This is a genomic window from Nocardia macrotermitis, from assembly GCF_009604405.1.
Taxonomy (GTDB): Bacteria; Actinomycetota; Actinomycetes; order Mycobacteriales; family Mycobacteriaceae; genus Nocardia; species Nocardia macrotermitis.
Window position 1 is genome coordinate 1 of the sequence record NZ_WEGK01000030.1, and the last position, 14,249, is coordinate 14,249.

The window sequence follows — 14,249 nt, forward strand, 5'->3', positions numbered from 1 at the left end:
CCGCTGCTCGATCAGCGCGTCGATGGCGTCGGCGAATCGGACGGTGTCGCGCACGTTGCGGCACCAGTAGGCCGGATCGGCGAATCCACCCCCACCTGCCCTTTCAGCAAATTCTCAGGCAGCCCACCCGATACCGAAGCGAGACCCGATCGCCACCACCCCGCCACCCACCCAAGTCACCGAACCCCCACCCCGAACCCCTCGCCCCGAATGAACCACAGTGAACTTCCTCCCCTCACTCCCCCACCCCGTCACACTGCGCGGCGAGCAGTTCATCACCCACACCACCGAAACCCTCATCCGCGATGTCGGGACAACCGCAGGCCTCGGCGGCCTCTCGCGAGCCCGCCAACTCGAAGAAACCGCGGGCTTCGTCATAGCCCTCGCCTTCCAAGGCATCGATCCCCGCGCAGCGGTCCCCCACGCACCGGCCCAATAGCGTCACTCACCTACCGACTGGTGCCGAGCACTCTGCAACCCGTTCCCCGGCACGCTGGCATCGCGCAAACGAAAGGCCCCACTCGCACGACGCGTCTCCAGCGCCATCCGAAGCCCGTCCTCGACAAGAGATCGCAGTGTCACTCCATGCCGCCGAGCACATTCACGCGCCGCACCCAGCAGCGCATCGTCGATCTCCACCGTCATCTTCACAAGGCAACCATACGCAGGCATAGATGTTGTGCCGCAAGCAATTACGTTCACGAGTGCAGCCAGGAACTCGCGGCGATCCCGAATCCGCTCCGAACGACTCGACAGCCGGTGGCTCGTGTAGAGCTCTGGAAGTTCCGAATCGACAGCGGAATGATCGGGTAGATTCTCTGTACGTAGATCAGATCTACGTAGATTTGGTCTACATAGTCGGAGGTAGTGATTTGGCTACGGATTTCGTGGGGCGGCGGGTCGAGTTGGAGGTGCTGCGGACTCGGCTGCGGCGGGTCGCGGCGTCGGGCCGGGGGGTCGCGATGGCGATCAGGGGGCGGCGGCAGGTCGGGAAGTCGCGTCTGGTGCAGGAGTTCTGCGATTCGGCGCAGCTGCCGTATCTGTATTTCACCGCCACCAAGGGCATGTCGGTCGTCGAGTCGCTCGACGCCTTTCTGGCCGAATTGCGGAGATCGGGAATCGCGTCCGATCCTGCCGTTGTCCCGGATGCCGTCGGTGGGTGGCCGGATGCGTTCCGTGTGCTGGCGACGGTGTTGGGTGATCGACAGGCCGTCGTGGTGATCGACGAACTGCCCTGGCTGGCGGAGCAGGACGACGTCTTCGACGGCGCCTTGCAGACCGCCTGGGACAGGCTGCTACAGCAGTCCCCGGTGCTGCTGCTCCTGCTGGGCAGCGACATCCACATGATGGAGCGGCTCACCGCATACGATCGCCCGTTCTACGGCCGGGCCGACAACCTCGTTCTCCATCCCCTGAACCCGGCAGAGGTCGGCCGGGCACTCGGACTCGATGCTGCCGCGAGTATCGATGCGCACCTGATCACGGGCGGACTGCCTGGCATCCTGCGCAGCTGGGAACACGGGCTGGCCCCGCTGGAGTTCATGCGAAGCGAATGCGGCGATCCGTCCGCACCGGTGTTCGGGGTGCCCGAATCGACTCTCCTCGCCGAATTCCCCGCGCCCGACCAATCCCGGCGTGTCTTCGAGGCGATCGGCGGTGGCGAACGCACCCACGCCGCTATCGCGAGTACGGCGGGCAGCCGCAGCGGCGCATTGCCGTCGGGAACGTTGTCGCCTCTGCTACAACGCCTTTCGGTCGACAAGCCGATCCTGTCCACCGACACACCACTGTCGACCAAACCGGGGAAACCCGCCCTGTACCGCGTGGCCGACAGCAACCTGCGGCTGTACCTCGCCGCGCTCCGCTCGGTTCAGGACCTGGTGCGACGCGGACGATCCCAGGCCGCCTACGACCTGTTCGCACGCCGCTGGACAGCGTGGCGTGGCAAAGCCGTGGAACCGCTGGTCCGCGACGCACTCGAAGTGGCGGCACTGTCCGGAAGCCTGCCCTGGAAGGATGTCGCGGCCGTCGGCAGCTGGTGGAACCGCGCGTTCAACCCGGAAATCGATCTCATCGGCGCGGATCGGGCCCCGGTCGCCGAGCGAGTGGTCTTCGCCGGATCGATCAAATGGATCGGCACCCCGTTCGATCGTCACGACCTGCACGAGCTGACACACGGGGCCGTCGCCGTACCGGGCTTCGAACCGAAGCGGACGGCGCTGGTCGTGGTCTCGCTGACGGCGCCCGAACCAGCTGTCGCCGACACCGTCGACCTGATATGGGGGCCGACGGATGTGCTCGCCGTGTGGCAGTGACCGGGGCGACTTCTCACTCCCCGCCGAAGACGCGCTCCACGACGGACTTGGCGCGGCGGGTTACGCGCATGTAGTGGTCGAGGAATTCGCTGCCGTCGTCGTTGGGCCAACCGGCTACCCGGGCCACGGCCGAGAGGAGGCGGCCGGGGCCGGGGAGCTGGTCGGCGGATTTGCCGCGGACCAGGACCAGGGCGTTGCGGGCCTTGGTGGCGGTGAGCCAGGCGTCGCGGAGCAGGGCGACGTCGGTGGGGTCCAGGAGGTCGGCCTGTTCGATGGCGTCGAGGGATTGCAGGGTGGAGGTGTTGTGCAGGGACTGCACCTCGTGGGCGTGGCGCAACTGCATCAGCTGGACGGTCCACTCGATGTCGGCGAGGCCGCCGCGGCCGAGTTTGGTGTGAGTGGCGGGGTTCGCGCCGCGCGGGAGACGTTCGGAATCCACGCGGGCCTTGATGCGGCGGATCTCGCGGACCGCGTCGGCCGAGACGCCGCCGGCCGGGTACCGCACCGCGTCGATGACGTGCAGGAATCGCACGCCGAGCTGCTGATCCCCGGCGACCTGGTGGGCGCGCAGCAGCGCCTGCACCTCCCACGGCTGGGCCCACTGGCGGTAGTAGGCGTCGTAGGCGGCGAGCGTGCGCACCAGGGCGCCGTTGCGGCCCTCGGGACGCAGACCGGCGTCGACCTGGAGCGGCGGGTCGGTGCTGGGCGCGCCGAGCAGCCGCTGCACCTGATCCGCGACACTGATCGACCACTTCACCGCGGCCGTCTCGTCCGCGCCGGGACGCGGATCGCAGACGAACAGTACATCCGCGTCCGAGCCGTACCCCAGCTCCAGACCGCCGAGCCGCCCCATGCCGATCACCGCGAGATCCGCGGGCGCCTCGTGCCCCAGCTCGGCCTCGCTGGCCCGGATCACCGCGCGCAGTGAGGCTTCCAGTACCGCCACCCACACCGAGGACAGCGCCGAACACACCTGCGGCACCTCGAGCATGCCCAGCACGTCGGCCGAGGCGACCCGGGCCAGTTCGTGCCGGCGCAGCGAACGTGCCGTCGCCACAGCGCGTTTCGGATCCTCGTAACGTGCCGCACCGGACATGATCCCCCCACGTACGTCATCGGCCTTCGGACTCAACAGCAGCGGTCCGCTCGGGCCGTCGGCGAACATGCGGATCGTCTCGGGCGCGTTGATCAGCAGATCGGGCAGATACGCCGAGGAGCCGAGCACGATCATCAACCGCTGCGCGATCGCGCCCTCGTCCCGCAGCTCGCGCAGGAACCAGGTCTGATCGTCCAGCCCCTCGGACACCCGACGATAGGCCAGCAGCCCCTGATCGGGATTGGACGTCTCGCCCAGCCACTCCAGCAACGTCGGCAGCAGCAGCGCCTGGATGCGCCCCTTGCGGCCGATCTCGCCGGTCAGCGCCTTGAGATGACTCAGGGCGTTCTCGGGGTCGGCGTAACCCAGCGCCGCGAGCTGCCGCACGGCCGCGGCGGGACTGAGCCGCAACGCGTCCGCGTCCAGCCGCGCCACCGAATCCAGCAGCGGCCGATAGAACAGCTTCGCGTGCAGCCGCCGCACCCGCACCGCATTGCGTTTGATCTCGCTGGCCAGCACCCCGACCGCGTCCTGCCGCCCGTCGGGGCGCATGTGCGCGGCCCGCGCGAGCCAGCGCATCCCCTCCTCGTCGTCGAAGGCGGGCAGGGTGTGGGTGCGTTTGAGCCGCTGCAATTGCAGCCGATGTTCGAGCAACCGCAGGAATTCGTACGAGGCGGTGAGATTCGCCGCGTCGTCGCGGCCGACGTAACCGCGCGCGGCCAGCGCGGTCAGCGCCTCGACGGTGCCCTGCACATGCAGCGACTCGTCGGCCTTCCCGTGCACCAGCTGCAACAGCTGCACCGCGAACTCGACATCGCGCAGACTGCCGTGCCCCAGTTTGAGTTCCCGCTCGCGCATGTCCTCGGGGACCAGATCCTCCACCCGCCGCCGCATCGCCTGCACATCGGCGACGAAGTCCGGACGCTCCGACGCGGTCCACACCATCGGCATCAGCGCCTTGCGGTACTGCTCGCCCAGTTCCAGATCACCCGTGGCGGGACGATTCTTCAACAGCGCCTGGAACTCCCAGGTCCGCGCCCAACGCTTGTAGTACGCGATGTGTGAGTCCAGCGTGCGCACCAGCGCACCGGCCTTGCCCTCGGGCCGCAGCGCCGCGTCCACGTCGAAGAAGGCGTTCGAACCCACCGACATCATCTCCGCGGCCAACCGGCTCGCGGTCGCGTCGGCGGGTTCGGCGACGAAGATGACGTCCACGTCCGACACGTAATTCAGTTCGCGCGCACCGCATTTGCCCATCGCGACCACCGCCAGGCGCACCGGCACCGGCTGCTCCGGGCACACCCGCGCCACCGACACCGACAGCGCCGCGGTCAGCGCCGCGTCGGCCAGATCGGTCAGCTGCGTGCCCACCCGCTGATACGGCAGCACTGGTTCGTTCTCCACGGTGGCCGCCAGATCGATCGCCGCCAGCAGCATCAGCTGATCGCGATATCGCTTGCGCAGCAACGCGACCGCCTCCGGCCCGGAGATTCCGGCGCGATACAGCATCGGCCCGGCGCGCTCCCCGGTCTCGGGCACCGCCCGCACCGCGTCGAGCAGATCGGCGATCAACTCGTCGCGGCCGGGCAACTCCTTGCGCTGCAACAACTGCCAGCATTCGGGATCGGCCACCAGATGATCGGCGAACGCGCTGGACGAACCGATCAGCGCGAACAGCCTGCCGCGCACCGCGTTATCGGTACGTAGGACCGAATCCAGTGCCGCCCAACGCGTTCCGAGCTGCTCACGCAGGCGGATCAGGGTCAGCAGCGCCAGATCCGCGTCGGGTGAGCGGGACAGCGCCCACAACAGGGGAATGCTGTCGACGTTGTCCCACGCCAACTCTCGCAGCGACTGCGACGCGCTCGGCTCGAGAAGTCCGAGCCGGCCGACGCCGGGCACTACCGGACGGGCGGTCGGTGGCCGTACCATGCTGCCAAAATTACACGGTCACACCGGACCACCGCCGCCGCATACCCTTCTTCCGAGAAATTGTTCTCGCTTCGTGCCACGCCCGGCGCGACCGGCGAACCTCCCGCATCCGCGCCGCGCGGTCGTACTACAGCCCGAGGTATTCGCGGAGTTCGAACGGCGTCACCTGCGCGCGATACCCGGCCCACTCCCGCCGCTTGTTGCGCAGGAAGAAGTCGAACACGTGCTCACCGAGCGTCTCGGCGACCAGTTCGGAACGCTCCATCACCCGCAGCGCGTCCTCGAGGCTGGTCGGCAACTCCTTGAAGCCCATCGCGCGCCGCTCGGCCGCGGTCAGCGACCACACGTCGTCCTCGGCCTCGGGCGGCAGGTTGTAGCCCTTCTCGATGCCGCGCAGACCCGCGGCCAGCAACACCGCGAAGGTCAGGTACGGGTTGCAGGCCGAATCGGGGCTGCGCACCTCGACCCGGCGCGAGGAGGACTTGTTCGGGTTGTACATCGGAACCCGAACCAGCGCAGAACGATTCGAGCGTCCCCAGGAGGCCGCGGTCGGCGCCTCGCCGCCGTGCACCAGCCGCTTGTAGGAGTTCACCCACTGGTTGGTGACCGCGCTGATCTCCGGCGCGTGCTCGAGGATGCCCGCGATGAACGCCCGCGCGGTCTCGGACAGGTTGTTCGGATCGTCCGGGTCGGCGAACGCGTTGGCCTCGCCCTCGAACAGGCTCATGTGCGTGTGCATGGCCGAGCCGGGATGTTCGGGGAACGGCTTGGGCATGAACGTCGCGCGCACGCCCTCGTCGATCGCGACCTCTTTGATCAGGTAGCGGAAGGTCATCACGTTGTCGGCCATCGACAGCGCGTCCGCGTAGCGCAGATCGATCTCCTGCTGCCCGGGCGCGCCCTCGTGATGGCTGAACTCCACCGAGATCCCCATCGACTCCAGGGCGTCGATGGCGTGCCGGCGGAAGTTCGGCGCGGAATCGTGCACCGCCTGATCGAAGAAGCCCCCGCTGTCCGCGGGGATCGGCGGGGTGCCGTCCTGCGGACTGTCCTGCAGCAGGAAGAACTCGATCTCGGGATGCACGTAGCAGCTGAAGCCCAGGTCACCGGCCTTGTTCAGCTGACGCCGCAGCACGTGGCGCGGGTCGGCCCACGACGGCGAGCCGTCCGGCATCGCGATATCGCAGAACATCCGCGCGGAATGCTGATGTCCCTTGCTCGTCGACCAGGGCAGCACCTGGAACGTGGACGGATCCGGTTTGGCGACCATATCGGCCTCCGAGACCCGGGCGAATCCCTCGATGGCCGAACCGTCGAACCCGATGCCCTCCTCGAAGGCGCCCTCGAGCTCGGCGGGAGCGATCGCCACCGATTTCAGATACCCCAGCACGTCGGTGAACCAGAGTCGCACGAACCGGATGTCCCGTTCCTCCAGCGTGCGCAGCACGAATTCCTTCTGGCGATCCATAAGCGCGAGCGTAAGCACCCGGCGTTAAATCCGTGTTACATAACCGAACGTGTTGAATTGCGTCGCCGAACCGTGTCATCCACAGGTGAGCCCCGCGGCCGGTTCCTTCAGGTCGATCAGGTAGCTGGTGACCGCGTCGTCGACGCACGGCACGCCGCCGGACAGGAACACCGTGTGCCGGGTGCCACGGTTGGTGATCAGGTCCGCGCCGAGTTGCTGGGCCAGGTCCACACCGGCCTGATACGGGGTCGCCGGATCGTTGGTGGTGGAGATGACCACGGTCTTGGGCAGGCCCGGAATCGAGAGCTTGTGCGGCTGTTCGGTATTGGGCACCGGCCAGAACGCGCAGATCTCCAGTGGGGCCTGGTTGGTGGCGTGCCCGTCGTCCAGGAACGGCGCGACCTTGCGGTACTGGGCGTCCTCCTGCGCGGCCACGGCGCGATCCTTGATCGCCGGATCGTCGACGCAGTGGATGGCCAGGAACGCGTCCTGGGAGTTGTCGTAACTGCCGTCCCGGCTGCGGCCGTCGTACAGGTCGGCCAGGCGCAGCAGGATGTCACCCAGACCGTTACGCAACTGAGTCAGTCCGGCGGTCAGCAGATCCCAGTTGTCGCTGGCGTAGAGGGTGTTCTGCACGCCGGTGATGGCGTCGCCGTAGGTCAACTGGCGGCTCTCCTTGGTGGGCGCCGGGTGATCCCACAGCGGTTCGACCAGTTTGCGGAACTGCGCGGTCGCCTGCGCCGGATCGGTGCCCAGCGGACAGTCGGACTTCTTCACACAGCTCTGCACGTACATGTCGAAGGCCTTCTGGAAGCCCGCGGCCTGCTCGATCGATTCCTGCTGCGGCTGCTGCTCGGGGTCGACCGCGCCGTCGAGCACCATCGCGCGCACCTTGTCCGGGAACTTCTCCGCGTAGCTGTAGCCAAGGCGGGTGCCGTAGGAGTAGCCGACGTAGGTCAGCTTCGGATCGCCCAGCACTCCCCGGATGATGTCCATGTCCTGCACCACCTCGCGGGTGCCGACGTGGGCGAGGAAGTCGTCGCCGGTGCGTTCGGTGCAGTGCGCGGCGAACTTCTTGTCCTCGGTCTCCTGCGCGGCGATTCCGGCGGTGTCGTTCTCCTTGGGCGCCTCGGCGCGCTGCTCGTCCCACTCCTTACCAGACAGGCATTTGATCAGCGGGGTCGAGTTGCCGGTGCCGCGCGGGTCGAAGCCGATCCGGTCGAAACGCTGGGCCAGCTGGGTGTCCTGCCCCTGCTGCACCATCCAGAGGCCGGATTCGCCCGGACCGCCCGGATTGAACATCAGCGAGCCGATCCGCTGCCCGGTCGCCTTGATCCGCGACACGGCGATCTGCGCGGTCGCACCCCCGGGATTGCCGTAGTCGATCGGCACGCTGATGTGCGTGCACTCGGCCGCCTTGGGCATGCGCTCGTCCGCGCTGCCGAATCCCGCACAACTCCCCCACTTCGGCGTCTGCTTGTAGAACTTGTCCAGCGCCGCCGCGGACGGCGTCGACGAGGATTGGACGGACTGCTCCTTGGACGACGTGGAGCAGGCGGCAGCCACACAAACCAGGGCCAGTACCGCCGCGACACGACCGGATCGCAACAACGACATGGCGACGATCTTTACATCCGAAGCTGTGTGATGAAGTCCATGGTGCAGCGGCCTTCGCCGGGTGTCGGCCCGGTGGCATGCTGAGGGAGTCATATCAACCCGGGGACCCGATGGGCCTTGAGGAACCGACGAAAGGGACGATGATGTCCACGAACGATGCGGAAACCCCTGCTTACGGCGCTGCGCCGCAGACTTCCCGGCGGAAGACGCGAGTGCAGCACCTCCAGCAGATGAAGGCCGCCGGGGACAGGTGGGCGATGCTCACCGCCTACGACTACTCCACGGCGAAACTGTTCGAAGAGGCCGGAATTCCGGTGTTGCTGGTCGGCGATTCGGCGGCGAACGTCGTCTACGGCTACGACACCACCGTACCGATCACCGTGGACGAGCTGATTCCGTTGGTGCGCGGCGTGGTTCGCGGTGCGCCGCACGCGCTGGTGGTCGCGGACCTGCCGTTCGGCACGTACGAGGGCTCGCCGCAGCAGGCCCTGGCCACGGCCATCCGGTTCATGAAGGAGGGCGGCGCGCACGCGGTGAAACTCGAAGGCGGCGAACGTGTTTCGGATACCATCGCGACGCTCGTGGCCGCCGGTATCCCGGTGATGGCGCATATCGGGTTCACCCCGCAGAGCGTCAACACCCTGGGCGGATTCCGAGTACAGGGGCGCGGGGACGCGGCCGAGCAGCTCATCGCCGACGCGATCGCCGTGCAGGAGGCCGGGGCGTTCTCGGTGGTCATGGAGATGGTTCCGGCCGAGCTGGCCGGGCAGGTCACCCGCAAGCTGACCATCCCGACCGTCGGCATCGGCGCCGGCGCGGACTGCGACGCGCAGGTGCTGGTCTGGCAGGACATGGCCGCCTACACCAGCGGCAAGACCGCCAAGTTCGTCAAGCACTTCGCCCAGGTCGGCGACCAGTTGCGCGGTGCGGCGGCCGGCTATGCCGACGAGGTGCGGCGCGGGGTGTTCCCGGGTCCGGAGCACTCCTTCTGATCGCTCGCTGATCCTTCGGCGGTCCTTTCCTCGACGACCGGACAGTGCTCGCGGGCCGAGTACTGTCCGGTCCGGTCGTGTTCGCGGCACCGATGAACGCATCGGCAGGTTTCGCGCGGCCGCTCGCGGGGAAATGCCGGGCTACCGTGTCGTCATCGGCGGGCATCCCGCTCGGATCGAGAGCTACGAGTGGGCGAGCCTTCCAGCGGCCGATGACGACGCGGGTCCGGGCGGTTCGCCCGAGGCGTCGGACCTGATGAAGGAGGGGGCGATCCATGGCCCAGAGCGGCACGTATCTGTGTGACAACCAGGGTGATTCGGCCGCCGGTTTCGGACTGGGCTCGGGGGATCTGGGGATTCCGTTCCAATTACCCGACGGCACTTGGGGTTACGTGTTCGGCGACTGCTTCACCGGGCAGGAGGCCACCGACCCGTATCTCGGCAGCCCGGTCATGGTGTACCAGAACACCTTCGACGCGTCGGGGCAGACGCCGATCACGTTCACCGGATCGCAGCCGAGTCCCACGGTCGCGCAGCTGTTCACCTATCAGCACCGGGCGGACAACGGATTCGGCGTCGAGGTCAGCCGAATCCCCAACGACGCAATAGCTTTGCGCAAGGACGGCCGCGATCGGCTGTTCATTCAATACACCTCGGTCGCCCAGTGGGTCGCGCCGGGCAGCGCCGACGACGGTTCGCTCCAGGGCGGTGTCGCGTACTCGGACGACGGCGGCGCGAGCTGGCGGGATTTCGATCAGCACTGGCCGGGAAGTGTCAAGGGCAGCAACGGAAGTCCGGAGTTGATGTGGAGTTTCGCCGGGGTCGATCCGGATGGTCATCTCTACATCTTCAGCAAGCCCTGGAACGGCAGTCACAACTTCGCCGGTGACGGTGGGCGGATCCAGTTGTTCCGCTTCAAACCCGAGGATTTCTTCGACGGTAATTTCGCCGCGCGGGAGAACTGGGTCTACCAGGACAACACCTGGCAGTGGCTGCCCGCCGCGACCGCCGCGGCGACCCAGATCTTCGCCACCGGCAACAACATCGGCGAATTCTCGGTGAAGCGGATCGGCGAGGTGTACGTGCTGAGCTATTTCGACACCACCGACTACAGCATCCGCACCCGCACCGCCGCGCGCCCGGATCAGACCTGGTCCGAGCCGAAGACCCAGGTGGTCGGCGATCGCGGATTGTCGGTGTCGCGGTGGCGGAGTCCGGTGCTGAAGAATCTCTACGGCGGTTACATCCATCCGGGCAGCACCGATTCGTCGAATCTGACGTTGATCATCAGCGCCTGGGACGGCACCGCCGGGCATCGGCCCTACACCGCGACCCAGTGGTCCGGTCTCTCGGCCTGAGCACTTTCCGGCCTCGGTATCGATTCGCACCCGTTCCACAGGCGACGACGTCGCGAAGGTGGTGTGCTGCTCACTCGCGGTGGCAGACTCGATGCCGAAGGGCACGAAATTCCCACACCACGAATACACGAACAGAAGCAAAGGGTGCAGATGTCGCAGAGCCGTTGGCTGACTCGCGGGACGCTCGGATCGATGGGGATCGCGGCGGCGGTGGCGCTGCTCGCCGGATGCGGTTCGACCGGCACCCCGGCCCCGGCCGGATCCAGCGGTCCGACCTCCTCCACCGCGACGTCGACCACCACGACCGCGTCCTCGGCCACCACCTCCACGCTGCCCGACCCGGACGCCCCGATCGCCCAGAAGCTGTGCGACGAGATCAAACCGCAGCTCTCAGACTGGCGGGTGCAGGGTCCCACGATCGGTGGCGCGGCCCTGAACATCGCCGTGCACGAGTGGGCGCTGCGCAACGGCGGCCTGGCCATGAACGCCCGCGTACTCGGTGACAAGGCGATGATCGATCGCATCACCACCAAGACCTGCCCCGACGTCCGCACCGACGCCCTCCAGGCACTGAATCTGCAAAGCTTCGCGGCGGGGATCCTGGGCTGATGCGCACTCTGTACCGACCCCTGCAAGTGAACCGGCACGGCATGCTGGACGTCGGCGACGGCCAACGCCTGTACTGGGAGGAGAGCGGCAACCCCGACGGCAAGCCGGTGGTCTTCCTGCACGGCGGCCCCGGCGGCGCGACCGTACCCTCGCAGCGGCAGTTCTTCGATCCGGAGGCGTACCGGATCGTGCTGTTCGATCAGCGCGGCTGCGGCCGGTCCACCCCGCACATCGCCGACGGCGCGAGCCTGCAGACCAACACCACCTGGAATCTGGTCGCCGATATCGAACGCCTGCGCACCCATCTGGGCGTCGAACGCTGGCAGGTGTTCGGCGGATCGTGGGGTTCCACGCTCGCGCTGGCCTATGCGCAGACCCATCCCGAGCGCGTCACCGAACTCGTCCTGCGCGGCATATTCCTGTTGCGGCGCAAGGAGATCGACTGGTACTACAACGGCGCGGCCGGTTACCTCTACCCGGACGAGTGGGACAAGTACCTCGCCCCGATCCCGGCGGACGAGCGCGGCGGCGATCTGGTGAGCGTCTACCACCGCCTGCTGCACTCCCCCGACCCGGCCGTCGCGACCGCCGCCGCCATCGCCTGGACCAGCTGGGAGAGTTCCACCAGCGCGCTACTGCCGCAACCGGATCGGGTCGCCGAGACCGCCGATCCGCGCTTCGCCCTGGCCTTCGCCCGCATCGAGAACCACTACTTCGTGAACGGCGGATTCTTCGACGAGGCCCAGTTGCTGCGCGACATCGATCGCATCGCGCACATTCCGGGTGTCATCGTGCAGGGGCGGCACGACGTGGTGTGCCCCGCGGTGAGCGCATGGGATCTGCATCGGGCCTGGTCCGGATCGCAACTGCACATCGTGCCCGATGCCGGGCATTCGGCGAACGAACCCGGCATCACCCATCACCTCGTCGAAGCCACCGACAAGTTCCGGGAGGTCTGATGGCACATACAGCCGGTGACGCACTCACCGCCGTCCTCGACGACGACGTCGAACGCCTGCTGCGGGCCGAACCCACGGTGCGCCGGGACGCACCGGATTCGGTGCACGCGATGCGGGTGTCCACCCGGCGGCTGCGCAGTGTGCTGCGGTCCTATCGCCGTCTGCTCGAATCCGGGCACGTCCGCGAGATCCGCGACGAATTGCGCTGGTTCGCGGGAGTTCTCGGGGTGGCCCGGGATGCCGAGGTGCGCGGTGAACGTTTCGCGGCGCTGCTCGAGGACTATCGCGACGCCCCCGATACCGGCAACCCGGACGACCCCGCCGCGGTCGTGCGCCGGACGGTGGCCGAGCTGGTCGACAACGAACGCACCGCCTACGCCGCCGCGCACGCGGTGGTACTGACCGAACTCGACGGCGACCGCTACGTGAATCTGCGTCGGTCACTGGAGAATCTGCGCAGTGCGCCCCCGTTGGTCGCACAGCGCGCCGATTCCGAGGCCGACCGGGCATTCGGCAAGGTGCTGCGCGCGGATTTCAACGAACTGCGCGTGATGGTGGATCAGGAAACGCTGATGCATGCCGATCCGGCGATCAGCGAGGACGAGCGCATCGAACATCTGCACGAGATTCGCAAGTCCGCCAAACGATTACGCTATTGCGCCGAGGCTGCGGCCGATGTGCTGGGCGGTCCGGCCGCCGAATTGGCGTTGCGCGCCAAGAAATTACAGTCCGTACTCGGTGACCACCGCGACGCGGTCGAGGCCATGGCCGCCATCAGAACCGCCGCCGAACATTCCGGAACCCCCGATACCTCCCCCTTCGACCGCCTCTACGAATCCGAGGCGAACGCGGCCCGCAAGGCCCTCGAACAATATTCCGCCGCAGCCGATTTCGTCCGGCAGCGGGACAGGTGATCGCCCGGAAACCTTTCGGGCCGACCCTGGACGGTGGGTCCGAGGTCGGCCCGAATTCGGTTCGCGCTACTGCTTACTGCAACGCCAGCATGGAGCCGTTGAGCTGATCCATCGGCCCGTACACGGTGAACACGACACGGCCGTCCGGGTAGTGCGAGGACAGATCCGCCGCCGAATCCAGCGCCTGACCGAACGACGCGGCGGACGGATGGGGCAGCATCCCGATCGTCTGCCCGATATGACTCTGGTGCACCCACTGGGTGTCACCCGGGGTGAGGTCGACCTGGACGCCACCGGGCAGCGGTGTGAGGGCGAACGCGGACGCGGACCCCGCTCCCATCACGGCCAGAACCGAAGCGGCCCCGGCGATCAATGCACCGGCCACCAACTTGCGAACTACACGCATATAAACAGAACCTGCTTTCCGACGTTCGTTGACACCCTTAGATTTCACCGCCACCCCCGGCGGGGAAACATCCAACGCGGAACACTTTATGACGTCAGTCACGGTTCCGGCCAGTTCAGAACGGGCCGTCTTGCCTGACACGCCGATAACAATCGGATATCGGCCCGATCCGTCGGATTCGGGCCAGGCCCGAAGCGGCCGATCGCGCATCCGTTCGAGTCGCGGGGCCGTGGGTGCCTGCGCGTTCGGCACATTCCCGGCGACTTCGCGCGAGCACTCCCGACTTCGGTTCCGATAGGGCGGAACTCGGCGGCACGCCGTCACATACGGGTCGGTCGGATCGGCGTGGCGCACATGGTGACCGCCGCTCGTTCGATAGCCGATCAATATCACCGGACGGCAGGATCGGTCGTAAAGTTCGGCCGCACATCACGATCCGAGTCGATGATCCCGGTCCGATTCCGAAGCTTTCTGCGCGAACGCCAACGCACTGTTACTGTGGCGCAGGTATTCACGGGGCCGCTTCGCCGCCCCACTATGTCCGAATGCGACACCGCACGTAACACATGAGGAGTTCCGCACC

General features: G+C 67.2%; 11 protein-coding genes. 7 read left to right on the plus strand and 4 right to left on the minus strand.

The annotated features are described in order from the left end of the window. Positions 1 to 220 precede the first annotated feature (220 nt). Positions 221 to 439: a hypothetical protein gene (locus tag NRB20_RS36360; protein WP_227834216.1), complete on the plus strand. Its 219-nt coding sequence runs from the start codon at positions 221 to 223 to the stop codon at positions 437 to 439. A 433-nt stretch (positions 440 to 872) separates the two neighbouring features. After that, positions 873 to 2,315 carry an ATP-binding protein gene (locus tag NRB20_RS36365; protein ID WP_227834217.1) on the plus strand — a complete coding sequence of 481 codons (1,443 nt, stop codon included), beginning with the start codon at positions 873 to 875 and terminating at the stop codon, positions 2,313 to 2,315. A 13-nt stretch (positions 2,316 to 2,328) separates the two neighbouring features. On the opposite strand, the gene NRB20_RS36370 is transcribed toward NRB20_RS36365, so the two are convergent. From NRB20_RS36370 to NRB20_RS36380, 3 genes are all read right to left on the minus strand, one after another. Next, positions 2,329 to 5,343 carry a bifunctional [glutamine synthetase] adenylyltransferase/[glutamine synthetase]-adenylyl-L-tyrosine phosphorylase gene (locus tag NRB20_RS36370; RefSeq protein WP_153415979.1) on the minus strand — a complete coding sequence of 1,005 codons (3,015 nt, stop codon included), beginning with the start codon at positions 5,341 to 5,343 and terminating at the stop codon, positions 2,329 to 2,331. Positions 5,344 to 5,470: 127 nt separating this feature from the next. Beyond that, a complete protein-coding gene (locus NRB20_RS36375; protein ID WP_153415980.1) occupies positions 5,471 to 6,811 on the minus strand; it encodes a glutamine synthetase family protein in 1,341 nt (446 codons plus the stop codon). A 75-nt stretch (positions 6,812 to 6,886) separates the two neighbouring features. After that, entirely contained in the window at positions 6,887 to 8,428 is a 1,542-nt protein-coding gene (locus NRB20_RS36380) for an alpha/beta hydrolase (protein WP_153415981.1), read from the minus strand. Positions 8,429 to 8,571: 143 nt separating this feature from the next. On the opposite strand from NRB20_RS36380, the gene panB reads away from it, so the two are divergent. The 5 genes from panB (at position 8,572) to NRB20_RS36405 (ending at position 13,260) form a co-directional block, all read left to right on the plus strand. Beyond that, positions 8,572 to 9,420 (plus strand): 3-methyl-2-oxobutanoate hydroxymethyltransferase, encoded by an 849-nt coding sequence (gene panB, locus NRB20_RS36385; protein WP_153415982.1) that lies wholly within the window; start codon positions 8,572 to 8,574, stop codon positions 9,418 to 9,420. Positions 9,421 to 9,695: 275 nt separating this feature from the next. Further along, positions 9,696 to 10,778: a DUF4185 domain-containing protein gene (locus tag NRB20_RS36390; RefSeq protein ID WP_153415983.1), complete on the plus strand. Its 1,083-nt coding sequence runs from the start codon at positions 9,696 to 9,698 to the stop codon at positions 10,776 to 10,778. 150 nt (positions 10,779 to 10,928) lie between these two features. After that, positions 10,929 to 11,387 (plus strand): hypothetical protein, encoded by a 459-nt coding sequence (locus NRB20_RS38760; protein WP_227834218.1) that lies wholly within the window; start codon positions 10,929 to 10,931, stop codon positions 11,385 to 11,387. Continuing rightward, complete coding sequence (pip, locus tag NRB20_RS36400) at positions 11,387 to 12,346, plus strand: prolyl aminopeptidase (RefSeq protein ID WP_153415984.1); 960 nt, start codon at positions 11,387 to 11,389, stop codon at positions 12,344 to 12,346. The genes NRB20_RS38760 and pip overlap by 1 nt, the downstream gene beginning before the upstream one ends. After that, on the plus strand, positions 12,346 to 13,260 hold the full coding sequence (locus tag NRB20_RS36405) for a CHAD domain-containing protein (RefSeq protein ID WP_153415985.1): 915 nt from the start codon (positions 12,346 to 12,348) through the stop codon (positions 13,258 to 13,260). Before pip ends, NRB20_RS36405 begins: the two co-directional genes overlap by 1 nt. Positions 13,261 to 13,333: 73 nt before the next feature. Here the strand turns inward: NRB20_RS36405 and NRB20_RS36410 are convergent, their stop codons facing one another. Continuing rightward, positions 13,334 to 13,666 carry a hypothetical protein gene (locus tag NRB20_RS36410; protein ID WP_153415986.1) on the minus strand — a complete coding sequence of 111 codons (333 nt, stop codon included), beginning with the start codon at positions 13,664 to 13,666 and terminating at the stop codon, positions 13,334 to 13,336. Positions 13,667 to 14,249 lie beyond the last annotated feature (583 nt).